We start from the raw sequence: 26,993 nt of genomic DNA on the forward strand, positions 1-26,993 counted from the left end.
ATCGAACGAAGGCGGGCAACGCGCCCGGAACAGGTGGGCGAGCGTGCAAGCGTGACGGACGGCACCGCGTGTGCTGCTACGGTTTGCTCGCGTGTGTAAAGAAGTCACGACGGAAGTCCTGGCGCCGGGACTGGAACGCGCGTGCTCATGCAACGGGCACGCGCGTTCGTGCGTCAAATCCGACCCAGCAGCACCAGCACGACGACGATGACGACGATGAGCCCGACCGAGCCCGATGGCCAGTAACCCCAGCTTCGGCTGTGCGGCCATGCAGGAAATGCGCCGATGAGCAGCAGAATCAGAACGATGATGAGGATCGTACCGAGCATCGCATCCCTCCAGAATTTATTCGACACGGTGCTGTCGCAATTTGCGTACCGCGCCGCCGGGGCCGATGCGTCCGTGGGCGCCGCTGCCGCATCGGACGATGCGCGGCGGGCGGCCGGGATTACGCGCCGGCGTCCGTGTCGGTGGCGTCCGCCCAGAGCAGCGCCTGGGCGACGACGACGTGATCGCCGTTGAAGGTGGCGGCGGGCGATCCGTACAGGCGATAGCCGAGCGCCAGTGCATCCGATACACGGTGGCAAAACGTGGCGTCGTCCTTGCCCGTCAGCAAGCGATAGCGAGGCAGGTCGTTGGGCGGGGAATGCGACATGGTCTGGACTCCTGTGAAGGGGGCGGATCGGGCAGTATAAGTCGGACAAACCCGGGCCACCCGCGAGGGCAAGTGTATTTCCGTCATGAATGTCGGTTCATTCAACAAATAAATTTCAAAAATGCTGCCCCGCTGGCTATGCTGAATCCTTCACTCAGGCGGGCATGCGATGGCTGAACTCTTTCTGGTACGGCACGGGCAGGCATCATTCGGCACCGACGACTACGACCGACTTTCCGCTGCCGGCGAGCAGCAGGGCGCGTGGCTCGGCGAATACTTCGCGCGGCAGGGCCTGACGTTCGATCGCGTGATCCGCGGCACGATGACCCGCCACGCGCAGACGGTCGACGCGATCCTGCGCGGGATGGGCCGCGAGGGCGTGCCGGTCGACCGCCATCCCGGCCTGAACGAATACGACTTCCACGGGCTGTTCGCGGCGGCCGCGAGCGACTATCCGGACGTCGCGCGGCTGGCCGCCGGCTCGATGAAGGAGCACTTCCGCGCGCTCCGGCAGGTGCTGCAGCTGTGGACCGAGGACAAGCTCGGCGACGCGGCCCCCGAAACCTGGTCGCATTTCCAGCAGCGCGTCGCCGACGCACGCGCCGCGATCCGCGAGGGCGGCGGTCAGCGCGTGCTCGCGGTGAGTTCCGGCGGCCCGATCGCGGTGACCGTCCAGCAGGTGCTCGCGGCACCGCCGTCGAGCGCGATCGCGCTGAACCTGCAGATCCGCAACAGCAGTCTTTCGCAGTTTTTCTTCAATGCCGATGCGTTCCACCTCGCGTCGTTCAACGGCATCCCGCATCTGGAGGATCCCGAACGGCACGCGTGGCGAACCTACGGCTGACCCACGAACGATCGCGACGATGACGAACCCTTCCCAGCAACTCGACGTAGCCCGCCTGACGCGCTATCTGGAAACGCATGTGCCGGGCTTCGAAGGCCCGGTCGACACGGAGAAGTTTGCCGGCGGCCAGTCGAATCCGACTTTCCTGCTGAACGCGAAGAGCGGCCGCTATGTATTGCGCCGCCAGCCGCCGGGCGAACTGCTGAAGTCCGCGCACGCGGTCGACCGCGAATTCCGCGTGCTGACCGCGCTGTCGGGCACCGCGGTGCCGGTCGCGCGCCCGTATCACCTCTGCGAGGACCGCGACGTGATCGGCAGCCTGTTCTACGTGATGAGTTTCGAGGACGGCCGGATCTTCTGGGATCCCGCGCTGCCGGAACTGCCGCGGGCCGATCGCGCGACGTGCTACGACGCGCTGCTGCGGACGATGGCCGCACTGCACGACGTCGATGTCGACGCGGTGGGCCTGGCCGACTACGGCCGCCCCGGCAACTACTTCGAGCGCCAGATCGGCGTGTGGACGAAGCAGTATCGCGCGGCCGAAACGGGGCGCCTCGACGCGATGGAGACGCTGATCGACTGGCTGCCGAACGCGTGCCCCGAGGATACGGGCCGGCCGGCGCTGGTGCACGGCGATTTCCGGATCGACAACCTGATGTTCGCGCATGACGGTTATCGCGTGCAGGCCGTGCTCGACTGGGAACTGTCGACGCTCGGCAACCCGCTCGCCGATCTCGCGTATTTCTGCATGTGCCTGCGGCTGCCGTCCGGCGGGCAGGTGCGCGGGCTCGCGGGCCAGGATCGCGCGGCGCTCGGGATTCCCGACGAAGCGGCGATCGTCGCGCGCTATTGCGAGCTGCGCGGCATCGCGCCGATTCGCGACTGGCACTTCTACCTCGCGTTCAGTTTCTTCCGGCTCGCGGCGATCGCGCAGGGCGTGAAGGCGCGCGCGCTGCAGGGCAACGCATCGAGCGAGCAGGCGCTGCGTGTCGGCGAAATGGCCGGCCGGCTCGCCGAACTGGCGGTCGGCGTGATCGACGCGCATCGCTGAGCGCGCCAGGGTCGCCGGGCGGCGACACGACAATCCAATCAATGGAGGAGCACAGCAACATGGCAACGAACCTGTTCGACCTGACGGGCAAGATCGCACTGGTGACGGGCGCAAGCCGCGGCATCGGCGAGGAAATCGCGAAGCTGCTCGCGGAGCAGGGCGCGCACATGATCGTGTCGAGCCGCAAGCTCGACGACTGCCAGGCCGTGGCCGACGCGATCGTCGCGGCGGGCGGCCGCGCGGAGGCGCTGGCGTGTCACGTCGGGCGCCTGGAGGATATCGCCGCGACGTTCGAGACCATTCGCGGCAAGCACGGGCGGCTCGACATCCTCGTGAACAACGCGGCCGCGAACCCGTATTTCGGGCATATCCTCGATACCGATCTCGCCGCGTACGAGAAGACCGTCGACGTGAACATCCGCGGCTACTTCTTCATGTCGGTCGAGGCCGGCAAGCTGATGAAGGAACACGGCGGCGGCGCGATCGTCAACACGGCGTCGGTCAACGCGCTGCAGCCGGGCGACCGGCAGGGCATCTACTCGATCACGAAGGCGGCCGTCGTCAACATGACGAAGGCGTTCGCGAAGGAATGCGGGCCGCTCGGCATCCGCGTGAACGCGCTGCTGCCGGGGCTCACGAAGACGAAGTTCGCGGGCGCGCTGTTCGCCGACAAGGACATCTACGAGACGTGGAAGGCGAAGATCCCGCTGAAGCGCCACGCGGAGCCGCGCGAGATGGCCGGCACCGTGCTGTACCTCGTGTCGGATGCGGCAAGCTACACGAACGGCGAATGCATCGTCGTCGACGGCGGCCTGACGATCTGAGCGCGCGATGAAAATCGACAGCTACGCCGGGCAGGCCGTGATGATCACCGGCGCCGCGAGCGGCTTCGGCGCGTTGCTCGCGAGCGAACTCGCCGCGATGGGCGCGCGGCTCGCGCTCGGCGACCTGAACGGCGACGCGCTCGAACGCGTGGCCGCGCCGCTGCGCGCGGCCGGTGCCGACGTGATCGCGCAGCGTTGCGACGTGCGCGTCGAAGCAGAGGTGGCTTCGCTGGTGCATGAGGCCGCCGCGCGCTTCGGGCGGCTCGACGTCGGCATCAACAACGCGGGCATCGCGCCGCCGCTGAAGGCGCTGATCGATACCGACGAAGCCGATCTCGACCTGAGCTTCGCGGTGAACGCGAAGGGCGTGTTCTTCGGGATGAAGCATCAGATCCGCCAGATGCTCGCGCAGCGCGAAGGCGTGATCCTGAACGTCGCGTCGATGGCCGGGCTCGGCGGCGCGCCGAAGCTCGCCGCGTACGCGGCGTCGAAGCATGCGGTGGTCGGGCTGACGAAAACGGCCGCGCTCGAATACGCGCGCCACGGCATCCGCGTGAACGCGGTGTGCCCGTTCTACAGCACGACGCCGATGGTCACCGACAGCGATATCGGCGAGCGCCAGGACTTCCTCGCGCAGGGCTCGCCGATGAAGCGGCTCGGCCGGCCCGACGAAATCGTCGCGACGATGCTGACGCTGTGCGCAAAGGAAAACACTTATCTGACCGGGCAGGCCGTCGCCGTCGACGGCGGCGTCTCGGCCTTCTGACCGAACGGAACACGACAATCTCGAGGAGTCGATCATGGACTTTGGCTATACCCCGAAAGTGGAGGCGCTGCGCGAACGTGTGAGCGCGTTCATGGACGCGCACATCGTGCCGCGCATCCGCCAGTGGAACGAGGAAGTGCACGCGGGCCGGTATCCGGTGTCGTTCATGGAGGAACTGAAGGAGCGTGCGAAGGCGGAAGGGCTGTGGAACCTGTTCCTGCCGCACCTGAAGGACGACGAGCCCGGGACGGGCCTGACGAACCTCGAATACGCGCCGCTCGCCGAGATCATGGGGCGCGTGGGCTGGGCGTCGGAAGTGTTCAACTGCAACGCGCCGGACACCGGCAACATGGAGCTGCTGCACATGTTCGCGACGCCCGAGCAGCGCGAACAGTGGCTGCTGCCGCTGCTGCGCGGCGAGATCCGCTCGGCGTTCGCGATGACGGAGCCGGACGTGGCGTCGTCGGATGCGACCAACATCACGACGCGCATCGAGCGCGTGGGCGACGAATACGTGATCAACGGCCGCAAGTGGTTCATCACGAACGCCGCGCATCCGAACTGCAAGATCTTCATCGTGATGGGCAAGACCGATCCCGACGCCGAGTCGCACCGGCAGCAGAGCATGATTCTCGTGCCGCGCGACACGCCGGGCGTGACGGTCGTGCGCAACATCACGGTGGTCAACCACTACGCGCCGGAAGGGCACTGCGAGATCACGTTCGACAACGTGCGCGTGCCGGCGCGCAACCTGCTCGGCGAGGAAGGCAGCGGCTTCGCGCTCGCGCAGGCGCGCCTCGGGCCGGGGCGCATCCACCACTGCATGCGCTCGATCGGCGCGGCCGAACTGGCGCTGGAGCTGATGGTCGACCGCGCGCAGTCGCGTGTCGCGTTCGGCAAGCCGTTGAACCGGCATGGCACGGTTGGCGAATGGATCGCACGCTCGCGCATCGAGATCGATCAGGCGCGCCTGCTGGTACTGAAGGCCGCATGGATGATCGACAAGGTCGGCGCGAAGGCCGCGCGCAAGGAAATCTCGATGATCAAGGCGCTCGTGCCGACGGTTTATACGGACGTATGCGACCGCGCGATGCAGGTGTTCGGCGCGGCGGGGTTGAGCCCCGATACGCCGCTCGCCGACCTGTGGACGTGGGGCCGCGCGCTGCGCTTCGCCGACGGCCCGGACGAGGTGCACCTGCAGGCGATCGCGCGGATGGAGATCAAGGACGGCGAGCCCGGTTCGACGGCGCCTTACCTGACGCCGCCGCCGCGCGGCTGAGCGGCGGCACGATCGGCCGGGCGACATGGACGAACGAGCGGCGCGCGCCGTAAGATGCCGGCAAGGAGATCCGGCGATGCGCTTGACGAAGATTGATCTGAACCTGTTCGTCGTATTCGAGGCGATCTACAACAAGCGCAACCTGACGCGCGCGGCCGAGGTGCTGAACCTCACGCAGCCGGCCGTCAGCAATGCGCTGGCGCGGCTGCGCAAGACGCTGAACGATCCGCTGTTCGTCAGCACGCCGGCCGGGATGATGCCGACGCCGATGGCCGAGAACATCGTCGGCCGCGTGCGCGAGGCGCTGCAACTGCTCGATTCGAGCGCGCACGAAGGCGACGTGTTCGATCCGGCGTCTTCGGAGCGCGTGTTCCGGCTCAGCATGAGCGACCTGACCGAAGCGCTGCTGCTGCCCGCGCTCGGCGAGCTGCTGCAGACGCATGCGCCCGGCATGCACGTGCGCAGCTACACGATGGATCGCCGCGAAGTCGCGACCGCGCTCGCGAACGGCTCGGTCGACATCGCGATCGACGCGCCGCTGATCGGCGATCCGCATCTGCACCAGGCGTTGCTCGTGCGTGACCGCTACGCGTGCATGATCCGCGACGATCATCCGTTCAGGGGCGACACGCTCACCATGGACGACTACCTGTCGATGGGGCACATCCACGTGTCGAGCCGCCGCAAGGGCAGCGGGCACGTCGATGCGGAACTGACGCGCCTCGGGCTGCGCCGCAACATCCAGATGCGCGTGCAGCACTACATGGTCGCGCCGCTGATCGCGATGCGCGGCGACCTCGCGCTCACCGCGCCGCTGCGGCTGCTGCAGCGCTATCCGGCGCGCATCCTCGAACTGCCGTTCGAGATGCCGGGGCTCGACTACTTCTGCTACTGGCACCGCAGCGCGGATCAGGACCAGGGCAGCCAGTGGCTGCGCGAGCAACTGATGACGCTGATGGGCGGGATCGGCGACGTGCGGTGACGCAGCCGGGCAGCAACGGCCACTCGGCATCGCCCTCGACGTGTCGTCATGCTCGGCTTCGTGGCCGAAGCTGCGGCTCATCCCGTAGCACGACGATTCGACCGGCGGCGCCTCTCCGATGCGTCGCGGCGCCTACGCCGAACCGCTTACCCGCGTGTGCCGTCGCCACCGGTTTCCTCCGTGAACAACGCGAGGCCGGCAAGACTGGCTGCGCAGCAGGCCATCACATACCAGGCAGGCGCATAGAAGCTGCCGGTCGCACGCCACATCATGCCGACGATCAGTTGCGCAAAGCCGCCGAAGATCGTGACGCCGAGCGCATAGATCATCCCGAGCGACGTCGCGCGCACTTCGGGGCGCAGTGCCTCGAGGATCATCACGAAACAGGCCGGACTCGACAGCGTCATCAGGCCGATCAGAAGGGCGACGACGACGATGGCGGTCGTCACCGACGGCCACGCGTGCATCGCGTAAAAGGCGGGTAGGACGAGCAGGGCCGACGCGACGCAGACGCTGCGCACCAGCGGCTTGCGGCGGCGGAGCCGGTCCGCGAGCCGTCCCGCGAACGGCGAGCCGGCCAGCAGCACGACGCCGGCCGTGCAGCCCGACAGCAGCGATACCGATGCCGGCATACCCGTCGTCAACGTCAGGAACGACGGCAGGAAGAACACGATCGTGTACATCGTCGACGTGCCGCCGATCACGAGCAACGTGCCAGCCGCGATCAACCGCCATGGAATGCGCACGCGCTCGCGCATAACACCGGATGTCGCGTGCGGCAGCGTGTCGTCGAGGTGACGCCGCAGGTAGAATCCAACCGGCCCGATCAGCAGGCCGAGCATGAACGGCACACGCCAGCCCCACGCATGCAGCGCGTCGGGCGACAGCGTGCGTGACAGCGTCAGCGCGACGAGTGCGCCGACGAGTGCCGCTCCGCCCTGGCTCGCCATCTGCCAGCTCACGAGTTCGCCGCGCCGGCGGGTGCCGCCCGATTCCATCAGCAACGTCGTCGCCGCGCCCACTTCGCCGCCGGCCGAGAACCCCTGCAGCAGACGCCCGACGACGATCAGCAACGGCGCCGCGATGCCGATCTGCGCGTAGGTCGGCGCGAAACCGATCAGCCCGGTGCCGAGCGCCATCAACGCGACGGTCAGCACGAGCGCCGGCTTGCGCCCGACGCGATCCGCATACGCGCCGATCGCGACACTGCCGAGCGGCCGCGCGACGAAGCCGACGCCGAACGTCGCGAGCGACAGCATCAACGCGCCCGTGTCGCTCGAGGCGGGAAAGAACAGCTTGCCGATCAGTGCCGCGAAAAAACTGTAGACGGTGAAATCGAAAAATTCGAGCCCGTTGCCGAGTGCGGCCGCGACGATCGTGCGGCGCATCGGGCGCTGTCCGGCATCCGCCGGGAGGGCGGCCGTGCGATTCAGTGTGTTCATCGAGGAGCGGCCCCGGTCAGAAGTTGTGATACATGCCGAGCGACATCGTGACCGGCGTCGTCCCGGTGCGCGGCGCGGTGCTGCCGGGCTCGGTCGGCAACGGATTGCCGTTCAGCAGGACGGTCGAGATCCCGTAGTTGCGGATGAAACCGGCGCGGGCATAGAGGCCGGTGCGCTTCGACAGCAGGTAGTCGTAGCCGAGCATCACGCCGAGCGCCGAGTCCTTCGCCGGCCGGCCGGTCCCGTCGCGCACGCCCGACGTGTCGCGGTAGACGACCGACGCGCGGATCGCATTGACCCCGAACGGCACGATCGTGCCGACCGTGTAGACGCGCGCGATACCGTCGCCGGCCAGCTTCGGCGCGTACTGGTTGAAGGACGCGGACAGCACGAGCCGCCCGGTGTCGTGGACGACGCCGAATCCGTACAGGTCGTTGCGCACGGTGCTCGCGCCATTGACGCCCCAGGCCTGGTTGTAGCTCGCCGCCAGATAGGTGGTGCCGTTGTACCACTGCAGCAGCACCCCTTGTGCGGAGGCGGCCGGTGCGCGTCCGGCCACGTTGCTCGGGGCGAGCATCAGCATCAGCGACGTGGTGCCGGCGACGATCGGCGTGCGGTATGTGATCGCGTTGTCGATGCGCGCCGGCAACTGTGTCGCGCCCGGGCCGAGGTCCGAGTTGTAGCCGACGCCACGGCTCGTTTGCACCGTCGCCGCACCGAGCCACGTATAGACCGAGTTCGTGCCCACCGTGCCGAACACGTCGATGAACAGCGGCAGTGCCGTTCCGATCTGCTTGCCGAAACGCAGCCGCCCGTAGCTGTCCGACGACAGGCCGACCCAGGATTGCCGGTTGTAGGTCGATTGCGGGTCCTGCTGCGCACCGCTGTTGGCGAGAAATCCGCTCTCGAGATTGAACTCGGCGCGCCAGCCGCCGCCGAGGTTCTCGCGGCCGAACAGGCCGAACTTCGACGTCCACTCACCGCCGCTCTGCGTCTGCCACAACGAGCGGCCGCCGACCGTCTGGTAATTGATCCCCATGTCCACCGAGCCGTACAGTGCGACGCCTTCCGCCATGCGGCCGTTGTACTCGGGGACGGCGGCGAGCAGCGTGTCCTGGTACGGCACGGCACGCGCGTGGCCTGCGCCGAGTGCAAGGCAGGCGGCGCTCAGTGCAATTCGTTTTTTCATTTGGATTCCTTATCGTGATGGCAGCGGATACGTCGCCTTTCCCCGCACGCGCTCGTCAGATGACCTTCAGGTAGCGCTCGGCGACCCCGGCGAGATAGGCCGCGCCCCAACTCAGCGCGGTGTCGTTGAAGTCGTAACCGGGGTTGTGCACCGAACAGCCGCCTTGCGAATCGACGCCGTTGCCGAGCAGCACGTAGCAACCCGGCACGCATTCGGTCATCCACGAGAAGTCCTCGCTGCCCATCACGCCGTCGGGCAGGAGCGTGAGCGCGCCGTCGCCGGCCAGCGCCGCGATGGTCTCCACCGCGAGATCCGACGCGGCAGGGTTGTTGTCGACGACGCGCGAGATCGATTGGTAGTCGACCTGCGCGGTCATGCCGTACGCTTGCGCATGCGTGTCGACGATCCGGTGGATTCGCGCCTCGATTTCATTGCGCGTGGCCGCGTCGAGTGCGCGCACCGACAACTGCAGCGTTGCGCTGTGCGGAATCACGTTCGGCGCGGTGCCTGCGTGAAACGTGCCGACGGTCACGACCGCCGGCTTCGCCGGGTCGATGTTGCGGGAGACGATCGACTGCAGCGCGGTGACGATGTATGCGCCCGCGACGATCGGATCGCTGGCGAGCTGCGGCATCGCCCCGTGGCCGCCATTGCCGGTCAGCGTGATCGTCACCGAATCGGACGATGCCATCATCGGGCCGTAGCGCAGCGCGAAATGACCGACCGGCACGCCCGGCGCGTTGTGCAGCGCATACACTCGCTCGCACGGGAATCGCTCGAACAGGCCGTCGTCGATCATCCGCTTCGCGCCGCCGAGCCCTTCCTCGGCCGGCTGGAAGATCAGGTTCAGCGTGCCGTCGAAACGCCCCTGGCGGGCGAGATAGTGCGCCGCGGCGAGCAGGATCGCCGTATGGCCGTCGTGCCCGCACGCGTGCATCGTGCGCTCGACGGTGCTCGCATACGGCAACCCGGTCGCCTCCTGGATCGGCAGCGCGTCCATGTCGGCGCGCAGGCCGAGCGTGCGCGCCGATGCGCCGCGCCGCAACCGGCCGACGACGCCGGTCCCGCCGACACCGGTCGTCACGTCATAGCCCCATTCGGCCAGCCGTTCGGCGACGAGCCGCGCGGTGCGGGTTTCGGCGAAGCCGAGTTCGGGATGGGCGTGGATGTCGCGCCGGATCGCGATGAATCGGGACTCGGACTCGCGGATGGCCGCGAGCACGTGAGCAAGGTCCTGCGTCATTGATGAGCTCCATGAGATCGGCCGCCTCGCGACCGTCACGGCCAAGCATAGGGAGACCCACCCGCTCAAAAAACTCACCAATTTTGATATAAATAACTTCCGGTGATACATTCCACATCATGAAAACCCATCAATTGCGCGCACTCGTCGCCGTGGCGACGGCCGGCAGCATCAAGGGCGCCGCAGCCGCGCTGCACGTGACCCAGCCGGCGGTCAGCAAGGCGATCCAGGAGATGGAGAACGAGTTCGGCGTGCCGCTGCTCGAGCGCATGCCGTGGGGCGTCGTGCCGACGCCGGAAGGCGACGCGCTGCTCGGGCGTGCGCAGGCGGTGGTCCGCGAGCTCGAACGGGCGCGCGAGGACATGGCGCACATGAAGGGCTTGCGCGACGGCCGGCTCGTGATCGGCTTCACGCCGATCGTCGCGGTGACGGGCTTCGCGGATGCGTATGCGACGTTTCGCCGTCACTGGCCGCACGTCGAGTGCGAACTGCGCGAGCTGACGTTTACCCAGCTCGCCGAGCAGTTGCGCAACCGGACACTCGACCTCGCGTTTGCGGCCGTCACGGGCCCGCTCGCCGAATCGGCCGACGTGAAGGCGATTCGCGCCTTCGACACCGTGTTCGTCACGCGCGAGAACGGACGTTTTGCCGGCGCGACGTCGCTCGATGCGCTGCGCGAAGCGGAGTGGATCCACGCCGACGCGAGCGAGAGCTTTCCCGCGTACATCCGCGATCTGCACGAGCGGGCGGGGCTGCCGCCGCCGCACTGCGTCACCCGCTGTACGTCGTATGCGCTGTTCTACAGCCTGCTCTTGACCACCGACGCCGTCTTTTCGTGGACCCGGCACTCGCTTGCCGAGACCGTTTTCGGCCAGAAGCTGACGCCGTTGCCGCTGCCGATGTCACCGCCGCCGCTTCAACTGTACCGGCTCACGCCACCGGGGCTGCAGCTGACGCGGCCCGCCTCCGACTTCCTCGCGTATGTCGAAACCGCATTCGCATCGCAGCCGGTCGTCGGGAAGGTTCCGTCGCGTTGATGCTCGGCAACTGCGGGTTGCTCGGCGACGCGCCTAGAAAGAATCGTCGTCGAAGTGCGACGAAGCCGGCCGGCGCTTCATGTCCTTCAGCCAGTCGCGGACGTTTTCCGGATCGTCGAACTCGCGCAGCGTCACGGTCAGGTCGTGGTTGCTGCGCTGCATCGCGGCGATGTCGCGCGTGAGCGTGCGCATCACGGTATCGGGCGCCAGCTTGACCGATGGCGCGATCCCGTAAGTTCGCCGGAAGTCGTTCTCGACGTGCCGGATCTCCTGATCCAGCTCGCGAATCTGCTCCTCCAGGATGCCGTTGTAGCGGGTCAGCCGGTCTTCGCTCAGGCCGTCGATCGCGCGCCGGTCGATCTGTTCGATCTCCAGCTGCAGTTCCAGCAATTGCAGCAGGTTGCCTTTTGCATACGCGTGGTTGACCCGCTGCATCAGCACGGTCTTGCGTGCCTGCTCCTGCGGATCGGTTTCGCGATCGGGGTGCAGCGCGCTCGCGAGCTTGCGATAGACCTCGCGGATCGACTTGCTCGATTCGGCCTGCTCGGCTTCGCGCCTCGCCGCCGCGGCCGATTGCCGGGGTGCTTTCCTGCGTTTGGCGCGCTGTGCCTCGCGGGTCTCGTGGGCGGCCATGTCGCGCTCGAACTGTTCGTCCAGCTCGGCTTGCATGCGCTCGGCGAGTTCGTCGGGCGACAGCATGTCGAGATCGTCCGCCGGCGCCACGTCGGGAGTCGGCTCCGCATGCTGCTTCGCCGGTGCGCGATCGGCCGCCGGGCGGTCGTCGTCCGATTTGGCGTGCCGGTTGTAGATGATTTTCAACTGCGCGTCGTCGCTGAAGTCGAGCAGGTTGCGCGCCATGTCGGCGATCAGCGCGGACAGCGTGCGCTGCTCGGCCTTGCTCAAGCCTTTCTGCAGGAACGCGTCGTCGAGCAGATTGAGCAAGCGGATCCGCAACGCGGTCGACGCCTGTTCGAGCGGCAGCAGCCCGTCGACGAATTTCTTCTGGAATGCGGGCATCACGGCGTCCCACGCGCCGAGCCGCTCGCGCCGCTGCTCGATCTGCTTGACGAGCGTATTGAACGTTTTCTGGGCTTTCGACAGGCTGGCTGCTTCGTGGCCGGGTGCGATGACGACCGCGGCACCGCGACGTGCGGTCATGATGAAGGTTCTCCGGCCGCGGCGGGAGGCGCGGCAGGCCGGTATTTTAGCCGGACGCGCGGCGAGCGGCCCGGCGGCGTTCTGTCCCGACGCAACCGGCCGCGCGCGTTACGGCTTCACGGTCGCCACCGCCGGCGTGCCCGCTTCCGTAGCCGGTGCGCCGTTCGATCCGTAGGCCGCCTCGGCGTGCTCGCGTTCGGCGAGGCGCTTGGCGGCCAGGCGTTCCTGCGCGGCGACGATGTCGCCCGGATAGTTGTCACCGTCGGCGGCAACCGGCACGTAGCCGACCGATTCGAGGTCGAACAGCTCCTGACGGACCTGGGCGCGCGTGAGCGTCGAGTGAGACGACTGCGCGTACGACACGGCCGGCGCGGCGAGTAGAGCGGTGGCGGTAGCGGCGACGGCGGCGATGGTGACGATGACGGATTTCACGGTTTCCTCAGACGGTTTCGTTACGGTCCTGCACGCATTCGCTTGGCTGAACCGACGATGCAAGTTTAGGAACCCGCACCGCCCGGATAAATGGAGAATCCGTTCCAGCAGTGTTTCAGAACGAGTAAGAATGAGCCGCGCGGCGCCGGCGCGTCAGTCGCCGAACAATTGCCCCTGCCCCGAGATCACGCGCTCGAAATCGTCCCGCAGGAACGGCAGGATCGCGTCGGCGACGGGCTGGAGCTGGCGGCTCAGGTAGAACGCATAGTCGATCGGCGAGCGCATCGTTTCGAGCGGCTCGGGGCCGGCCGTCGTCATCACGTAGCTGATCCAGCCGCCGCGCTGATACTGCAGCGGCCGGCCCTGCGCGTGGTTGAACTCGTCGGCGATCCGCGCGGCGCGCACGTGCGGCGGCACATTGCGTTCGTATTCGCGCAGCGGCCGGCGCACGCGCTTGCGGTAGACGAGCTGGTCGTCGAATTCGCCGGCCAGTGTGCGCCGCACGTAGTCGCGGATGAAATCCTGGTACGGCTCGCGCCGGAACACGCGCCGGTACAGCTCGCGCTGGAACTGCTGCGCGAGCGGCGTCCAGTCGGTGCGTACCGTCTCAAGCCCTTTGAAGACGAGGTCCTCGCCGCCGCCGGCCGCGGCCGCGAGGCCCGCGTAGCGCTTCTTGCTGCCTTCTTCCGCGCCGCGCACGGTCGGCATCAGGAAGCGGCGGTAGTGCCGCTCGTACTGCAGTTCCAGCGCGCTGTCGAGCCCGAAGCGGTCGCGCAGGTGCGCCTGCCACCAGCGGTTCACGTGCCCGACGAGCGCGCGGCCCTTCGCGCCGGCCTCGTCGTCGTCGTGCGCGCGGCCGAGCCACACGAACGTCGAATCGGTATCGCCGTAGATCACTTCGTAACCCTGCGCCTCGATCAGCTCGCGCGTGCGGTGCATGATCTCGTGGCCGCGCATCGTGATCGACGACGCGAGGCGCGGGTCGAAGAAGCGGCAACCCGTCGAGCCGAGCACGCCGTAGAACGAATTCATGATGATCTTCAGTGCCTGCGACAGCGGCGCGTTGCGCTGCCGCTTCGCATCGTCGCGGCCTTCCCATACGCGGCGCACGACATCGGGCAGGCAATGCGCGGTGCGCGAGAAACGCGCGCCGAGAAAGCCGGGCACCGAGGCGTCGTCGCCGGGGTTCGCGAGTCCTTCGATCAGGCCGACCGGATCGATCAGGAACGTGCGGATGATCGACGGATAAAGGCTCTTGTAGTCGAACACGAGCACCGAGTCGTACAGCCCGGGGCGCGAATCCATCACGAAGCCGCCGGGGCTGTTCTGTCCCGTCACGTCGCCGAGGTTCGGCGCGACGTAGCCGAGCCGGTGCATGCGCGGCAGGTACAGGTGCGTGAACGCCGCGACCGAGCCGCCGGTGCGATCGGCCGCGAGGCCCGTGACGCTCGCGCGTTCGAGCGCGAAGGACAGCAGGTCGGCCTTGTCGAAAATACGCGTGACGAGCTCGCAGTCCTTCAGGTTGTAGCGTGCGAGCGCCGGCTTGTCGTGATCGAAGCGGCGCTGGATTTCGTCCATCCGCTGGTACGGGTTGTCGATCGACTTGCCTTCGCCGAGCAGCGCTTGCGACACGTACTCGAGGCTGAACGACGGAAAGGTCCACGTCGCGGATTTCAGCATGTCGATGCCGTCGAGGATCAGCCGGCCGGCCGCGCCCGCGAAGAAGTGGTCGGGCTGCTGGCCGTGCGCCCGCCAGTCGAGCACGCTGCCGCCGCGCCCGAGCTTCAGCGGGATGCCGTATTGCTCCGCATGCGCATGCAGGATGCGCAAGTCGAACTGCACGAGGTTCCAGCCGATCACCGCATCGGGATCGTGCGCGTCGAACCATTCGTTGAGCCGCGCGAGCAGCGCGGGCCGGGTATCGCAGTAGTCGAGGTCGAAATCGAGGGGGCCGGCATCGCCGCTTGCATCGCCGTTGGGCGGGCCGAGCATGTAGACCTGGCGTTGCCCGCAGCCTTCGAGCGCGATCGAATACAGTTCGCCGTGGACGCTGGTTTCGATGTCGAGCGACACGCAGCGCAGCGTCGGGCGGTAGCCGTCGGCGGGCTTCAGCTCGGCGACGGTCAGCGTGCCGTCGCGGCCGGGCTGGCCGCGAAACTGCACGGACGCCGTGATGAAGCGCTCCATCGCGTAGCGGTCGGGCGGCTGCACGTCGGCCTCGTAGACGTCGACGCCGGCGGCGGCCAGGCGCTTCTGGAGCGCGGACAGATGACGGTAGCGCTTGCAATAGAGGCCGACGACCGGGCGCTGCCGGAAGTCGCGCAGCGCGAGCGGACGCAATTCGGCTTCGCGCTCGCCGGCCAGCGCGCGTTCGGCGAGTGCCTGCTGTTCGGCCGGAATGAACGCGACGGCTTCCTGCGGGCGCAAGCGCACGCGGCGCGGACCGTGTTCGGTTGCCAGCCAGAACTCGATCTCGATGCCGGATGCGGTGTCCCGCCAGTGGCGGGTGAGGATGAAACCCTGCTCGAACGCCGTCAAAACGCTTGCTCGTCGTGAATGCCCAGGCGGCGGATTTTAGCGCCTGGCCCGGGTTCACGCTCGCGCCGGCCGCGCGCGAAGCCGGCAGCGCTCGAACGGTTCGCGTTCCGCGGCGGCGGGTTGCCTGCCCGGTTGCGGATCGTCCGTGCTCAACCGAACTGCGCGCTCAGCCATCCTTTGGCCCATTGGGTCGCGTAGGCGACTGCATCATCGCGCGCATCGAAGCCGGCGAGATCGCCGCTGGCGTGCACTTCCCGTTCATCTCCGTCCAGGAGAATCGTGGTGATCCGCGCATGCGCGATGTATTCGCCGTCCGCCCTGCGCGGTGTCGGGTCGATCCGGAAACGTGTCGTGTCGAAGCGCATGGGCGCCTCCCTGTCGGGTTACCGCGAGTGGGCTGGCGCGGGAGGGGGAAGAATGGACCGGCAAACCGGATGCCGCCCGCAGGGAGAGGAGAAAGCCCGCTGCTCCGGAACTGCTTCGGAGCCACGCTCAAGCGACGGGACAGGAAGGGGGCATCACGGCCGCTCGACGGCGCCGGGGCGATCGGTCGCGGTGAGGGGCCCGATCGAATTCAAGGAGGGACGCGGCGCAACGCGCCGGAATCGGCCGCCGGTCATCCGTCGCCTCGATCGTACGCCGTTCAATCCGTTTGTATAGCGAAATTTCGAGCGGATTTCCGCAGCCGCGACGGGCCTTCGCGCCGCGGCGACGGCATGCACGGCAGCGGTAGCGCGTATAGTGGAGCAAGCGCTGTTCAGTGGTTCGCGTCGACACGAGCGAGATCGGCAACGTACCTCCGGAAGAAACGGCGTGCCCATGAAAATCGATCGCAGTGCCATTCCCTGTTATCTCGTCCTGCGTGCCGGCTGGGCGCCGTACGTATTGAATGAAGATCGCCGGGTGCTTCGCCGCGAGGCGAGCCCGCTGTTGCGGGCGTTTGCACGGTCGCGCGGCCGGTTCGCGCATGTCGACGGCGTCGCATGGAACATCTTCTCCGACACCGAGGGTCTGTCGGCGATCGAGCGTCGCGAGACCGCGTTCTTCGCGTTGATCAACGGTACCGAAACCGAACATCAGTTGCGCTTGCTGGCGTCCCTCTGAGCGTGTCGTCGGGACGGTGCGAACGACGGCCGCGCGTTCTGCCCCTCGACCGAAAGCGCTTGACACACCTGTTGACGAGGCGTACTGTCGGCCGCGTAAGTATTCAAGAAGCGCGATTGCTGCTCATCATCGACCGCAGCCTGCGGTATTCGTTGTCCTCTCCCTCCTTGATTATTTTTTTGTGTCCGCGTCTTTTCGGATGCGTGCGCTCGTCCATACTTTCAGGAGATCTAACATGGATAACGGTACCGTCAAGTGGTTCAACGACAGCAAGGGTTTCGGCTTCATCACGCCCGACAGCGGCGGCGACGATCTGTTCGCCCACTTCTCCGAGATTCGCGGTGAGGGCTTCAAGACGCTCGCCGAGGGCCAGAAGGTCAGCTACGAGACGAAGACGGGCCCCAAGGGCCTGCAGGCAGCGAACATCACCCCGCTGTAATTCATTGCCCGGGTGCGTCAGCATCGTTCATGAGGCGGCGCGTCGTCGCCGCTTCACGGGTGACGCACCGCCGTCGAACTCGCGCGCATGCCGATCCCGGGCATGCATCGCCGTGCGCGTGTTCGGCCGCGCGCGCGATTTGACGCGTCACGCTCATCGGATCGCGCAAGCGGTGCGGCAGGAGAACCCGCATGACCCGAAGTCAGTCCCGCAGCAACAAGCCGCCGCCGCGCGCCAAGCCGGCCATCATGCTGCCCAGGCTCGGCACCGCATTGAACTGGGTGCCGCCCAAACCCGCCGCACTCACGAAATCGCGCCCGAAGAAGCGCTTGCCGGCGCCGTAATCGCGATCCGGATCGGATGGCGCGGCGAGTGTCGGCTTCGTGGCCGGACACCGTGTGCCGTCCGGCTGCACCCGCGCGCCTGGTCGCGCGCAACCCGGAATTAGTTGGGCGTCCGACAAACGATGCGCGTATGATGGGTTCATTCGAGCCGGCATCCGCCCACCGGCCGCTCGCCCCTCCCAATACCCGCTTGCTGCATCGCCCCGCCTCCGCGCTGCAACGTTGTCCCATTCACCCTACCTGCCCGCCCCGCAACGGGGATGCAGGCCGGATGTGTTCGCCCATGCGATGCGCCGTGGCCGAACGCCAGGAGTTCGTCATGAGCATGCATATCTACCGTGGATTCGAGATTTATCCACTGATTTACCCTCACGTGCCGGCGCCCAATGGCAGCCCGCACAACTACGATGCCGGTTTCGACGCGGCGGTCAAGATTTGCCTTCGCGGCACCGACGATACGCTGACCCGCAGCCAGACTTTCATGGTGCGTGAGCGTCGCCCGTTCGACAACGCCGGCGACGCGCGTCGCGCTTCGCTGCGCTTCGCCGAGAGCATCATCGACAGCAATCGCGACAAACAGGATTTCTTCGCCGCCTCGCTTTGATGCGACGCGGTCGGGCAATGCAATGCGTGATGAATTCGGAGAGCGAAATGATTGTCGATGAACTGCTTGGATTGATCGGACGACGCGAGGTGACGTGGACGGGCACGGCCGTGCCTGCCGGAGTCGCCGATTCGGCGCTGTGCCATCAGCAGGAACTGCAGATGTTCGCGGCGGTACGCGCACTGTCGATCGGAGCCGGATATTCGGAATTCGAGTCGGACGGGATCGCGAGTGCCGTCATGACACGGCTTGGCTAGTTTTGCGTTCCCCCTTTCCCTTTTCCTTTCCCTGAAACAGGACCCTGATGACAACCATTACGCTGAAGGTCAACGAACCGATCGATGTCGCGCTGCGGCGATTCCGCCGCGGCATCGAGAAAACCGGGCTGATCCGGGAGCTGCGCAGTCGCACCGGCTATGAAAAGCCGACGACCGAACGCAAGCGGAAAAAGGCCAGCGCCGTGGCCAGGCAGCGCCTGCGTGCGAAGCGCATGCTGCCGCCGCGCAAAATGTACTAGGAGAACATCGTGTACAACATGCCGGCCGAGGCACCCCCGTTCTTCCCGTTGACGAAATGTGAAGTCGATCTCGATCGGCAGAAGGACATGGTGACACTGCTGCCGAGCTTCTATGCGTTCGGATGCGAGTACACCAGCCGCGGTTTTCTGATCGGGCGGGACGATGCGTTCAAGCTGATCGCCGCGCTCGAGAAGGCGCTCAGCGTTCAGGGGTGAGGTGGGTTTGATTCGCTGTGGGCACCAGTAACGAATAGATGGACGATGCATATCCCGACCCCGATACGTCGATCTGCGCCATTAGGGCGTACGGGGCAGGGATCGCCGCTCGGGCGTTATGTGGCCTGATGAGCGACGGCAGGCAGGTGTTGTCGTGCAAGGGCCGGAGCCCTTCGGGCTGGAATATCTGGCGACTTGCAGTTTTTCGGCGACGTGCGATGCAGTACGCGTGGCATCGGCGGGCCGCAACAGTCAGCGACACATGATGACTGTGCGTTGCTTCTGCGTGATGTATTCGTCTGTGGCGAATTCGATCGCGGCGTAATCTGGTCTTGCGGTCAATGCGTTTCGCCGTTGGATTTATATTACCAAATGCATTCACATGCATGACTTAATGATTACGGTTTTCAATTGTTTGAATTCCACCCGATTGACGTCACAGAATCGTCATTCGTAGAATCACAGATCAAGAACAACATAATTCTGAGAGAGGCGCTATGGATGCGCACAGCATGATCGGGGCAATCACGGGAGGGCTGGCCCAGCAGGAACGGCTTCTCAAGCTCGATACACCGCTTGGCAGCAACGTTTTGATCCCGCACCGGGTGTTCGGACAGTCCCGCATCGGTCGAGATTACCTGTTCATGATCGACTGCGTGTCGACATCGAACGATGTTCAGCTCAAGACACTGATTTCGCAGCCGATCACGCTGTGGGTCCAGCAGACCGACAAAACCTATCTTCCTCACCACGGCTATGTGCATACCGCGAGAAAACTCGGTGTGGACGGCGGCCTCGCTTGCTACCAGCTCAGTTTTTCATCGTGGCTGCATTTCCTGAAATTTCGCCGCGACCAGCGTCACTGGCAAGACAAAAGCGTCGACGCGATCATTACCGAGGTATTCAATGATCATCCGCAGGCGCGCGGAATGTATCGCTTTGAATTATCGCAACCGCTACCCTCACGCTCCTACTGCCGCCAGGATGAAACCGACTGGAATTTCGTGCACCGGCTCCTCGAATCCGAGGGCTTGTACGGTATCTGGAAGCAGGCTCAGGATGGAAAGTCGCATACACTGGTGATTACCGATCGTCTTCAGGCGCTCGAGCCGCTTGCGCCTCCGACAGTCGATTTTTCCCGCGCGAGCGTTCATGGTGAAGTGAACGCCCTTACGCAGTGGGCCGGAACCCGGACACTGCAGTCCGTCCTGTTGTCGACGCGAACGTTCGACTACAAGAGTCCGGCCACGCCGGCCAATCCGAAGGCGACTTCGATTCCCACGATGGCCAATCAGGGCGATCTCCCGTCGCAGGCCGAGGTGTATGAATACACGGGCGGCTATACGTACCCCGAACAGGAGCGTGGCGACCATCTCAGCAAGATCCGCATGGAGGAATGGGAGTCGCAGGCCAAACGCTATGACGGCGTCGGCGGGGTGCGCCGCATCGATGCGGGACGGCGGTTCACGCTGACCGGACATCCCGAGCATGATCAGGACGCGGCCGACCATCGAGAGTTCGCGGTGATCGACGTCGAGTGGATCATCGTCAACAACATCCCGCTTTCCGGGCACGAAGCGAATTACCCGCATAGTCTCTATCAGGCAGTGAAGCAGGCCGATGCGGACGACACCGAGAAGCTGTTCACCGTGTCGCATGTCGACGGCTCGGCGGGCTTCTATCGCGTTGCGATCGAAGCGCAACGCACGTCGGTCCCGTATCACAGCCCCCTCGAACACAAAAAGCCCGAAGCAAAGCTCGAATCGGCCATCGTTGCCGGTCCGAAGGGGGCGCAGGCGTATACCGACGACCTGAACCGGATCAAGGTGCTGTTCATCTGGGATCGGCACAACGAAGGCGACGAGCGGGCGTCGTGCTGGGTGCGCGTCGCGCAATCCGATACCGGCGACGGTTATGGCGGCGTTCATATGCCGCGCGCGGGCGAAGAACTGCTGATTGGCCATATCGGGAACGACATCGATCGTCCGATTGCACTACATCGGGTATACAACGGGGGCGTAAAGCCACGATGGCATTCGAATGCCCTGTTGTCGGGTTACCGGTCCCAGGAGTTCTCGGGGAGCGGTTACAACCAGATGGTGATGGACGATTCGACGGGCCAGAACCGCGTGCACCTGTACAGCAGCAGTTCGAACGCGGCGTTGCACCTGGGCTACCTGATCGACCAGACCGACAACACGCGCGGCAGCTATCTGGGCAAGGGCTTCGATCTGAGTTCGGAGGCCTATGGCGCGCTACGGGCAGGGCGAGGGCTGTTCGTGACGACACACCCGGTCGCCGGCCAGCCGCTTGATACCACCTTGGCGACGCGTCAATTGAACGGTTCGGTGAATATGCTCGACGGCCTGTCGCAAGCGAGCGAGACGTCGACGGCGGAAAGCCTGAAGGACGGCCACGACACCTTCAAGGCATTCGCCGATGCGACGCAGCACCACGAATCAGGGGCGACGGGCGGAGGGGGGGGTGACAGCGGGTGGAGGGACGGGCGATGCCGGCGCGTTCAAGCTGCCCGTGATCCTGGTTGCGGCACCTGCCGGCATCGGCCTGTCGACGCAGAAGTCGACACACGTAGCAGCCGATGAGCATGTCAATATCGTTAGCGGGCAAAGCACGCACGTTGCCACCGGCAAGTCACTCGTTGCCAGCATTACGGAGAAACTGAGCCTGTTCGTGCAGAATGCCGGGATGAAGCTGTTTGCGGCAAAAGGGAAAATCGAGGTCCAGACTCACGCGGACAACGTCGAGGTGACAGCGCAGAAGTCACTATTGCTGGCATCTGTTACCGAGAAGGTCCACGCATCGGCACAGCAGGAAATCCTGCTGACGTCCGGCGGTGCGTACATCCGTCTCAAAGGCGGCGATATCGAGATTCATGCGCCGGGCAAGATCGACGTGAAGGGTGCGCAGCATGCGTTCAGTGGTCCGACGAGCATGGACGTGACCAATCCGGCGTTCAAGGACTTGCCGACGCGTCGGTTGATGCTGAATACGATGGCTTCGCCGTCTGCCACCGGTGTCGTTCCGGTCGGCATGCCTTACAAGCTCTATGCGGACGGGGCGCTGGTCAAACAGGGCGTATTCGACAAGACGGGGCAGTTGCCGATCGATCACCAGGTCACCACGCAGAAGTACACGCTGGAGATGGCGAACGGGGTGAGGCATGAGATTCCGGTGCCGGGCGAGTATCGCGATGCGGCGAACGGGAAACTCGCCAATCAGGGGTTTCAGTTCCTCGAGAGTTCGCCCGAGGACGAAGTTGCTCCCGATCGGGCTGTCCACCGACAACAGTACAACGATCTGCTGAATCCTTCTTCGGACGCATAGCTCATGGCAACGCCGAACAATACCTTCACCACGCCGCTGGCGCTGAATCATACGTCGAACGCGACGGCGACGCTGCCATGGTTTCTGCAATTTACTGAATACGCCGCGAAGCAGGCAACATTCAGGCCCTTGGTAAACGGCGAAGAAGCGTTCGGGACGCTCTACGATGTACTCATGGGAGCTCAGCATACCATCGACATCATTTGCTGGGGGTTTCAGCCGTCCATGTATTTCAGGCGCAAAGGTAACTCGCTTCGGATCGGAGAATTGCTTGAGCAGAAGGGGCAGAAGGGCGTCAAAATCCGATTGCTGTGTTGGCGGGACCCGTTGTATCTCACCGAATTGGGCGAGAACAACATGCCCGGCTACGACGCAGTGACCGGGTTAAAGCAACATATATCCGACGATATCTATCGTCGGAGCTCGATGTTGTCCCGTGACTATCAAACTGACGAAGAAAGAAAATTCGACGCGGAATGGTATTGGCGCGCTGACTTGAATAACGTAACAAGCACTTCGCTGTTATCACCCCTGTCGCCTCTGTCGCCGCTGGCGAAGCTGGCCTACGAAAAAGCGCGTGCACGGTACTACAAAGAGCATGCGCTGAAGAATATCGACTTCGCCACTCGTGGCTTCAGTCCCTCCAATCGGGCGGAGATTGCATGGCGTACTTTCTGGCATGGTAAAGACAAGGATCGCGACCTCCAAACCAAGGCGATGAACAGTGTTGGCATGGGTGCCGGAATTCCGACACACCACCAAAAGATGGTGCTTGTCGATTATGAGAACCCGGAGAATGCCGTCGGTTTTGTGATGGGGCACAACATGCTCGATCAGTACTGGGATACGGACGCTCACAGTTACAAGCCAGAGACACCTTCGACCGGGCGTAATGGTCCGAGCCCGTGGCAGGACATCTCCAGCTATGTGACCGGTCCGGTGTTGCAGCATCTGAATGCGAACTTCTGTCAGGCATGGGATGACGCTACCGGCCAAGGCCTGGGCAAGGCACGGGAGGGTCTTAAGGACCGCCTCAAGGTCCGATACGTTCCGGGCGGTGATACGCCGATGATGGCTCAGATCGTGCGTACACAGTCCCAGAAGGGGCGGCGCGATATCGAGAAGCTTTATTTGCAAGCGGTGAACAACGCAACGCAACACATCTTTATCCAGAATCAATATTTTCGATGGCCGCCGCTTGCGAATGCAATCAAAGCGGTCGCTGCCAAGCACGTCAGTTGGGGGCGCAACGTCACCGAGCATGGCCCGCTGTATCTGTTTGCCATCACGAATTCCGGTGACGAGGCAGTCGGAACCGGGACCGTCAATACTTACCGGATGCTGAACGCGTTGGGAAAGGCGCAGAGCATTCCGGGTGTCGCGACGTTGGAGCAAGAGGATGCTCGCCAGACTGCTCTGAAGGATCAGATGGCAGCGGTTGCGGATCAGCAGTCGCAGGCAAACCAAGCGTTACTTGGGGCTCTTGAAGTGCAAGGCATTGTCGACTCGCCTGACTCGGCAAAGCGGGTTGCCGATGCGAAGGCGAGAATCGAGCAGTTGAAACAGCAGCGAGAATCGATAGCATCGAACATGAAGAGCGTGCCCCAGCCGGTCTTGAACAAGGAATACGATGGCCTCAAGGTTCATGTCTGTACGCTCGTGGCTCCGGATTCTCCGCCAGGCAACTGGGTGCCCGTCTACGTTCATGCAAAATTGATGACGATCGATGACGTGTTCATGACGCTCGGGTCGGCGAACATCAACACACGTAGCATGGAGGCAGATAGCGAACTCAACATCTGTCATGAGAATGGTGACGTGACCAAGAGGTTACGGCAGCAGCTGTGGAGTCTGCATACAAATAAGGTGGGGGCGCAGGACGATTCTGGGCAAGCTTTCAATAAGTGGGAGATTATCCTCAACAACAATGCCGACCTTCAAGGTGGAGGCAAGCAATCACCCATCGCTTCGATCGTTCGTTTCATGCGCACGTCAAACGAACGCACCTACAAAGACTGAAAAATGAGAAAGTCGCTTGTAATTTATGCAATCGTGTTGCTGGGCTGTGCATGCACCCATAAGGAAGACTCTGTGGAATCAAATTTACCCGATATGTCGGCTGTGCGGGCCAATCTCGCATTCACTTGCGTGCACGAGAGTGAGCACCTTCCGCCGCTGGATCCGCGGGCAGATCAATTGTTTCAGTATGGTCGGTATTTGCAGAAGCTTGATGGTCCTAAGGATTTCAATGAAATCGTCCGATACTATCGAGTCGCTTCGGCGTATGGTCACTACAAAGCCAACACCAATGCACAGAAGCTGATTTCTCAAGGGCTAGCCAACTCCCCCGATGGAGCAAAGGAAACCATTGAGCTAGCAAAAAAGCTAATCGAAGATGGAGTTCCTGGTGGTTATTATGATATCGGGCACTATCTCGAAATTGGATACGGCTTGAAACAAGACACCGAGATGGCTTTACAGTATTTCAGGAAGGCTGCCGACATGGGAAGTCCTGAGGCGCAAACATATGTTGCAGAGCAACTGGCGCCACATGATCGAGCTCCCGAGGTTGCGCTTCAAATGAGACAATGTGCTGCCGATCAAGGATACGGAGACGCCGCCAATTATTTGGGGATCAATTTAAAAAACGATTCAAAATATTCGGATGCTGTTTCATTTTTTCAACAAGGTGTAAAGGCAGGGAATGCCCAGGCTGCGTTGGCTCTCGAAGATGGATTCAATGGTCCAGAGACATCAAATCGTCTTTCGTACCTGGCGCTCGCGCATGATCCAGAGCGCTCGCGTCGTTATCGTTTGATCGGAAAATTTCTTGATAGTAACGAGAGCCGCAATCCCAAGGTTCCCGACCTCGACAAGATTGTTCCGTTGCCTCCAGCGAAGCTCCCGGCGTGGGATGGGACATTCCAGTGGCAAAAGGAGCAAGATGCAGCCGCGCCGCCGCCGAAGCCTTCGGATGATTTCATCAACGAGATGGCGAAAGCCAAGCATCTCGATCCTGCGACGGGGTTGCCAGTTCAGGGAGCGGTAGACAAGACGTCACAGACCGAGCAACCGGAAAGCGTCGCGTCCCGCCTGCCGTTGGGCACGATCGCTCACACCGGTCAATCCTGCCCGGAGGACGGCGTTTGGTGCGCGAAACTCGCGACCGGCCAGATTGGTGATACGCAGCGCCGGTTTCTCAAGGGCGATGCGTTGCCGTCTGTCGTTGTGCATGAGCCGAGAAAGCTGGCAGTGCTCGACAGTATGATGGGTACACGCCAGCACGTCGAACAAGTGGCATGGGAACTCATTGCGTATCTTGATCAGACTTGATCGACTTATTCAGCAACTCCGCGTGGCCAATCTCTCGCTCGAATTCGGCCACGAAGTGGGCTCCATTAGTCATGCGTAGAGCTTCTATAGTTCTGCTTCGTGCCTGCTGGCGACTTGATCGAAGAGCGAAAACGCTCTCAGTCCGTTGCCTGATGTAAGTGACGTACGGCCGAATCTCGCCTTCAGCATGATGAAGATGCGGCGCGTCGGTATATTCAAAACGCTGCGGATCTGGGGAATGCCGACACGCAGTATTACATGGCAAACTTGCTCGACCCGCTGACGCCGCGCGGGATATTGCTCGTCAAATGTTTCAATGCGCGGCGGACGCCGCCGCAGAAGCCCTCGGACGAACGCATCGGCAAGATAGCGAAAACCAAGCATCTCGATCCCGCGACGGGATTGCCACCCATTGGGTGTGGTTCCACGTGTTCTACACTACCGTGAGCCGCGACACTGTCGAAGCGCCTCGGGGAATGCCTTCGCTGTAGAAGCCGAACGCGGGTGCGGACGGTACCCCTGACACTGGCTGCCCACATCGCCACCCCAAGGCATACCATACTGTCGCGGCCGGCACCCTCGGCATGAACGCCGGAAAACTATGCGCGATGCAGCGTTTCGAGCACGGCCGATGACGGCCGCTCGCCAGCGCCATGGCCCTTCGACTGCAGCCCGGGCATCATGCCGACGACAAAGTCGATGAACGCTCGTACCTTGGCCGGAACGTGACTCCGGCTGGGGTAATAGACATAAAGCGGGAACGTCTCGTCGCTCCAGTCCGTCAGGATCGGCTCCAGCGTGCCGGCACGCAGGTGCGCGTCGATTCCGAGGTCGATCAGCTGGGCGATCCCGAAGCCTGCAACGCACGCGCCGATTTTGGTTCCCGCATCCGTGACGGTCAGATTCCCGTTGACAGCCACTTTCACTTTCTCGTTGTCGCGCCAGAATTCCCAGTCGAAGGGCCGACCGGTAGCCGGATCGATGGCCAGGATGCATTCATGGCCGTCATCGACCAGATCCTGCGGCGACCTCGGCCGGCCGCGTTGCGCCAGGTAGGACGGCGCGGCCACCGTCAGGACCCGCGGGCTGTACAGCCTGCGACAGACCAACGTGGAAACGGACGGCGGCCCGAATCGTATCGCGAGATCGAAACCGTCGCTTACCAGATCCGACAGGTCGTTCCGGGTTTCCAGCTTCACATGAAGCGCCGGGTAATCCTTCATGAACTCGGCCAGCTCCGGCGCCAGCACAAGTCGAGCGAACGCCACGTCGCACGCCACACGGAGCGTTCCGTTGACGACCGAGGTCTGGCCGGCGGCTTCGGCGGTCGCCTCTTCGATTCCCTGGAGCAACGGCCGCACTTTCGACAACAGCGCGTGGCCAGCGTCCGTCACTTCGACGTGCCGGCTGGTGCGATGCACGAGCTTCGCGTGCAGGCGGTCTTCCAGTCGCTGAATGGCGCGACTGACCGCCGGCTGAGTCCTGCCCAGACGGGATGCCGCACGGCCAAAGCTCCCGGATTCGGCGATGGCCGCAAGCACGAGCAAGCCGCCGACAAGTCCTCCGTCGAGGTCTTCCATGATCCATGAGTTCCTGTAATGGCAGCGATAACCGGGCCGCCGTAGCCGAGGCGAGGACGATCGCTCACTAT

The 26,993-nt window shown here is 64.1% G+C and carries 27 protein-coding genes and 1 pseudogene; 17 read left to right on the plus strand and 11 right to left on the minus strand.

Annotation, left to right across the window (positions count from 1 at the left end; genetic code table 11):
* Window positions 1–173: 173 nt before the first annotated feature.
* Window positions 174–329 (minus strand): DUF3309 family protein, encoded by a 156-nt coding sequence (locus HWX00_RS06685; protein ID WP_034189706.1) that lies wholly within the window; start codon window positions 327–329, stop codon window positions 174–176.
* A 119-nt stretch (window positions 330–448) separates the two neighbouring features.
* Window positions 449–655 (minus strand): DUF1737 domain-containing protein, encoded by a 207-nt coding sequence (locus HWX00_RS06690; protein WP_175027232.1) that lies wholly within the window; start codon window positions 653–655, stop codon window positions 449–451.
* A 169-nt stretch (window positions 656–824) separates the two neighbouring features.
* On the opposite strand from HWX00_RS06690, the gene HWX00_RS06695 reads away from it, so the two are divergent.
* The 6 genes from HWX00_RS06695 (at window position 825) to HWX00_RS06720 (ending at window position 6,401) form a co-directional block, all read left to right on the plus strand.
* The gene (locus tag HWX00_RS06695) at window positions 825–1,499 is read left to right on the plus strand and encodes a histidine phosphatase family protein (RefSeq protein ID WP_034189704.1); all 675 of its coding nucleotides are present in this window, start codon (window positions 825–827) and stop codon (window positions 1,497–1,499) included.
* A gap of 19 nt (window positions 1,500–1,518) precedes the next feature.
* The gene (locus HWX00_RS06700) at window positions 1,519–2,550 is read left to right on the plus strand and encodes a phosphotransferase (protein ID WP_049032068.1); all 1,032 of its coding nucleotides are present in this window, start codon (window positions 1,519–1,521) and stop codon (window positions 2,548–2,550) included.
* Between the two features lie 59 nt (window positions 2,551–2,609).
* A complete protein-coding gene (locus HWX00_RS06705) occupies window positions 2,610–3,374 on the plus strand; it encodes an SDR family oxidoreductase (protein WP_175027233.1) in 765 nt (254 codons plus the stop codon).
* A gap of 7 nt (window positions 3,375–3,381) precedes the next feature.
* Window positions 3,382–4,140 (plus strand): SDR family NAD(P)-dependent oxidoreductase, encoded by a 759-nt coding sequence (locus tag HWX00_RS06710; protein ID WP_124670711.1) that lies wholly within the window; start codon window positions 3,382–3,384, stop codon window positions 4,138–4,140.
* A gap of 34 nt (window positions 4,141–4,174) precedes the next feature.
* Entirely contained in the window at window positions 4,175–5,419 is a 1,245-nt protein-coding gene (locus tag HWX00_RS06715; protein ID WP_059556363.1) for an acyl-CoA dehydrogenase family protein, read from the plus strand.
* Between the two features lie 76 nt (window positions 5,420–5,495).
* Window positions 5,496–6,401: a LysR family transcriptional regulator gene (locus tag HWX00_RS06720; protein ID WP_034189699.1), complete on the plus strand. Its 906-nt coding sequence runs from the start codon at window positions 5,496–5,498 to the stop codon at window positions 6,399–6,401.
* Between the two features lie 146 nt (window positions 6,402–6,547).
* Here HWX00_RS06720 and HWX00_RS06725 read toward each other — a convergent pair whose 3' ends face one another.
* From HWX00_RS06725 to HWX00_RS06735, 3 genes are read right to left on the minus strand one after another with little or no spacing between them, the layout of a single operon-like run.
* Entirely contained in the window at window positions 6,548–7,843 is a 1,296-nt protein-coding gene (locus HWX00_RS06725; protein ID WP_175027234.1) for an MFS transporter, read from the minus strand.
* Window positions 7,844–7,859: 16 nt separating this feature from the next.
* Window positions 7,860–9,032: a porin gene (locus HWX00_RS06730; RefSeq protein WP_175027235.1), complete on the minus strand. Its 1,173-nt coding sequence runs from the start codon at window positions 9,030–9,032 to the stop codon at window positions 7,860–7,862.
* A 55-nt stretch (window positions 9,033–9,087) separates the two neighbouring features.
* The gene (locus HWX00_RS06735; RefSeq protein WP_059556361.1) at window positions 9,088–10,275 is read right to left on the minus strand and encodes a M20 aminoacylase family protein; all 1,188 of its coding nucleotides are present in this window, start codon (window positions 10,273–10,275) and stop codon (window positions 9,088–9,090) included.
* A gap of 119 nt (window positions 10,276–10,394) precedes the next feature.
* Here HWX00_RS06735 and HWX00_RS06740 point away from each other — a divergent pair, with 119 nt between their 5' ends.
* Window positions 10,395–11,312: a LysR family transcriptional regulator gene (locus tag HWX00_RS06740; protein ID WP_034189695.1), complete on the plus strand. Its 918-nt coding sequence runs from the start codon at window positions 10,395–10,397 to the stop codon at window positions 11,310–11,312.
* Between the two features lie 33 nt (window positions 11,313–11,345).
* Here the strand turns inward: HWX00_RS06740 and HWX00_RS06745 are convergent, their stop codons facing one another.
* The 4 genes from HWX00_RS06745 to HWX00_RS06760 form a co-directional block, all read right to left on the minus strand.
* The gene (locus HWX00_RS06745) at window positions 11,346–12,470 is read right to left on the minus strand and encodes a J domain-containing protein (protein ID WP_175027236.1); all 1,125 of its coding nucleotides are present in this window, start codon (window positions 12,468–12,470) and stop codon (window positions 11,346–11,348) included.
* 108 nt (window positions 12,471–12,578) lie between these two features.
* Window positions 12,579–12,902 (minus strand): DUF4148 domain-containing protein, encoded by a 324-nt coding sequence (locus tag HWX00_RS06750; protein WP_175027237.1) that lies wholly within the window; start codon window positions 12,900–12,902, stop codon window positions 12,579–12,581.
* Between the two features lie 153 nt (window positions 12,903–13,055).
* Complete coding sequence (locus HWX00_RS06755) at window positions 13,056–15,440, minus strand: DNA polymerase II (protein WP_175027238.1); 2,385 nt, start codon at window positions 15,438–15,440, stop codon at window positions 13,056–13,058.
* 149 nt (window positions 15,441–15,589) lie between these two features.
* A complete protein-coding gene (locus HWX00_RS06760) occupies window positions 15,590–15,805 on the minus strand; it encodes a hypothetical protein (protein WP_049035401.1) in 216 nt (71 codons plus the stop codon).
* Window positions 15,806–16,259: 454 nt separating this feature from the next.
* On the opposite strand from HWX00_RS06760, the gene HWX00_RS06765 reads away from it, so the two are divergent.
* Together HWX00_RS06765 and HWX00_RS06770 are read left to right on the plus strand one after the other, a co-directional pair.
* On the plus strand, window positions 16,260–16,544 hold the full coding sequence (locus HWX00_RS06765) for a hypothetical protein (protein WP_034189690.1): 285 nt from the start codon (window positions 16,260–16,262) through the stop codon (window positions 16,542–16,544).
* A gap of 235 nt (window positions 16,545–16,779) precedes the next feature.
* Complete coding sequence (locus HWX00_RS06770) at window positions 16,780–16,983, plus strand: cold-shock protein (protein ID WP_034189689.1); 204 nt, start codon at window positions 16,780–16,782, stop codon at window positions 16,981–16,983.
* A gap of 202 nt (window positions 16,984–17,185) precedes the next feature.
* On the opposite strand, the gene HWX00_RS06775 is transcribed toward HWX00_RS06770, so the two are convergent.
* Window positions 17,186–17,398: a hypothetical protein gene (locus HWX00_RS06775; protein ID WP_034189688.1), complete on the minus strand. Its 213-nt coding sequence runs from the start codon at window positions 17,396–17,398 to the stop codon at window positions 17,186–17,188.
* Between the two features lie 248 nt (window positions 17,399–17,646).
* Between HWX00_RS06775 and HWX00_RS06780 the strand changes: the two genes are divergently transcribed.
* The 8 genes and pseudogenes from HWX00_RS06780 (at window position 17,647) to HWX00_RS36715 (ending at window position 25,789) form a co-directional block, all read left to right on the plus strand.
* On the plus strand, window positions 17,647–17,931 hold the full coding sequence (locus HWX00_RS06780) for a hypothetical protein (RefSeq protein WP_034189783.1): 285 nt from the start codon (window positions 17,647–17,649) through the stop codon (window positions 17,929–17,931).
* Between the two features lie 47 nt (window positions 17,932–17,978).
* Window positions 17,979–18,188: a hypothetical protein gene (locus HWX00_RS06785; protein ID WP_034189782.1), complete on the plus strand. Its 210-nt coding sequence runs from the start codon at window positions 17,979–17,981 to the stop codon at window positions 18,186–18,188.
* A 47-nt stretch (window positions 18,189–18,235) separates the two neighbouring features.
* Complete coding sequence (gene rpsU, locus HWX00_RS06790; RefSeq protein WP_034189687.1) at window positions 18,236–18,448, plus strand: 30S ribosomal protein S21; 213 nt, start codon at window positions 18,236–18,238, stop codon at window positions 18,446–18,448.
* A 9-nt stretch (window positions 18,449–18,457) separates the two neighbouring features.
* Complete coding sequence (locus tag HWX00_RS06795; protein ID WP_034189686.1) at window positions 18,458–18,664, plus strand: hypothetical protein; 207 nt, start codon at window positions 18,458–18,460, stop codon at window positions 18,662–18,664.
* A gap of 497 nt (window positions 18,665–19,161) precedes the next feature.
* Window positions 19,162–22,009, plus strand: a pseudogene (locus HWX00_RS06800) (type VI secretion system Vgr family protein).
* A 3-nt stretch (window positions 22,010–22,012) separates the two neighbouring features.
* Window positions 22,013–24,028: a phospholipase D-like domain-containing protein gene (locus tag HWX00_RS06805; RefSeq protein ID WP_034189684.1), complete on the plus strand. Its 2,016-nt coding sequence runs from the start codon at window positions 22,013–22,015 to the stop codon at window positions 24,026–24,028.
* Between the two features lie 3 nt (window positions 24,029–24,031).
* Window positions 24,032–25,342, plus strand: coding sequence for an SEL1-like repeat protein (locus tag HWX00_RS06810; RefSeq protein ID WP_175027239.1), 1,311 nt, complete (start codon window positions 24,032–24,034; stop codon window positions 25,340–25,342).
* A 258-nt stretch (window positions 25,343–25,600) separates the two neighbouring features.
* Window positions 25,601–25,789 (plus strand): DUF6396 domain-containing protein, encoded by a 189-nt coding sequence (locus tag HWX00_RS36715; protein WP_083286564.1) that lies wholly within the window; start codon window positions 25,601–25,603, stop codon window positions 25,787–25,789.
* A gap of 152 nt (window positions 25,790–25,941) precedes the next feature.
* Here HWX00_RS36715 and HWX00_RS06815 read toward each other — a convergent pair whose 3' ends face one another.
* Window positions 25,942–26,922 (minus strand): LysR family transcriptional regulator, encoded by a 981-nt coding sequence (locus tag HWX00_RS06815; RefSeq protein ID WP_175027240.1) that lies wholly within the window; start codon window positions 26,920–26,922, stop codon window positions 25,942–25,944.
* Window positions 26,923–26,993: the final 71 nt, after the last annotated feature.

This window comes from Burkholderia seminalis DSM 23518 (genome assembly GCF_902832885.1).
Taxonomy (GTDB): Bacteria; Pseudomonadota; Gammaproteobacteria; order Burkholderiales; family Burkholderiaceae; genus Burkholderia; species Burkholderia seminalis.

Coding starts and splice junctions, on each gene's coding strand:
- HWX00_RS06685 (WP_034189706.1), bottom strand. CDS start 329: ATGCTCGGTACGATCCTCATCATCGTTCTGATTCTGCTGCTCATCGGC.
- HWX00_RS06690 (WP_175027232.1), bottom strand. CDS start 655: ATGTCGCATTCCCCGCCCAACGACCTGCCTCGCTATCGCTTGCTGACG.
- HWX00_RS06695 (WP_034189704.1), top strand. CDS start 825: ATGGCTGAACTCTTTCTGGTACGGCACGGGCAGGCATCATTCGGCACC.
- HWX00_RS06700 (WP_049032068.1), top strand. CDS start 1,519: ATGACGAACCCTTCCCAGCAACTCGACGTAGCCCGCCTGACGCGCTAT.
- HWX00_RS06705 (WP_175027233.1), top strand. CDS start 2,610: ATGGCAACGAACCTGTTCGACCTGACGGGCAAGATCGCACTGGTGACG.
- HWX00_RS06710 (WP_124670711.1), top strand. CDS start 3,382: ATGAAAATCGACAGCTACGCCGGGCAGGCCGTGATGATCACCGGCGCC.
- HWX00_RS06715 (WP_059556363.1), top strand. CDS start 4,175: ATGGACTTTGGCTATACCCCGAAAGTGGAGGCGCTGCGCGAACGTGTG.
- HWX00_RS06720 (WP_034189699.1), top strand. CDS start 5,496: ATGCGCTTGACGAAGATTGATCTGAACCTGTTCGTCGTATTCGAGGCG.
- HWX00_RS06725 (WP_175027234.1), bottom strand. CDS start 7,843: ATGAACACACTGAATCGCACGGCCGCCCTCCCGGCGGATGCCGGACAG.
- HWX00_RS06730 (WP_175027235.1), bottom strand. CDS start 9,032: ATGAAAAAACGAATTGCACTGAGCGCCGCCTGCCTTGCACTCGGCGCA.
- HWX00_RS06735 (WP_059556361.1), bottom strand. CDS start 10,275: ATGACGCAGGACCTTGCTCACGTGCTCGCGGCCATCCGCGAGTCCGAG.
- HWX00_RS06740 (WP_034189695.1), top strand. CDS start 10,395: ATGAAAACCCATCAATTGCGCGCACTCGTCGCCGTGGCGACGGCCGGC.
- HWX00_RS06745 (WP_175027236.1), bottom strand. CDS start 12,470: ATGACCGCACGTCGCGGTGCCGCGGTCGTCATCGCACCCGGCCACGAA.
- HWX00_RS06760 (WP_049035401.1), bottom strand. CDS start 15,805: ATGCGCTTCGACACGACACGTTTCCGGATCGACCCGACACCGCGCAGG.
- HWX00_RS06765 (WP_034189690.1), top strand. CDS start 16,260: ATGAAAATCGATCGCAGTGCCATTCCCTGTTATCTCGTCCTGCGTGCC.
- HWX00_RS06770 (WP_034189689.1), top strand. CDS start 16,780: ATGGATAACGGTACCGTCAAGTGGTTCAACGACAGCAAGGGTTTCGGC.
- HWX00_RS06780 (WP_034189783.1), top strand. CDS start 17,647: ATGAGCATGCATATCTACCGTGGATTCGAGATTTATCCACTGATTTAC.
- HWX00_RS06785 (WP_034189782.1), top strand. CDS start 17,979: ATGATTGTCGATGAACTGCTTGGATTGATCGGACGACGCGAGGTGACG.
- rpsU (WP_034189687.1), top strand. CDS start 18,236: ATGACAACCATTACGCTGAAGGTCAACGAACCGATCGATGTCGCGCTG.
- HWX00_RS06805 (WP_034189684.1), top strand. CDS start 22,013: ATGGCAACGCCGAACAATACCTTCACCACGCCGCTGGCGCTGAATCAT.
- HWX00_RS06810 (WP_175027239.1), top strand. CDS start 24,032: ATGAGAAAGTCGCTTGTAATTTATGCAATCGTGTTGCTGGGCTGTGCA.
- HWX00_RS36715 (WP_083286564.1), top strand. CDS start 25,601: ATGGCAAACTTGCTCGACCCGCTGACGCCGCGCGGGATATTGCTCGTC.
- HWX00_RS06815 (WP_175027240.1), bottom strand. CDS start 26,922: ATGGAAGACCTCGACGGAGGACTTGTCGGCGGCTTGCTCGTGCTTGCG.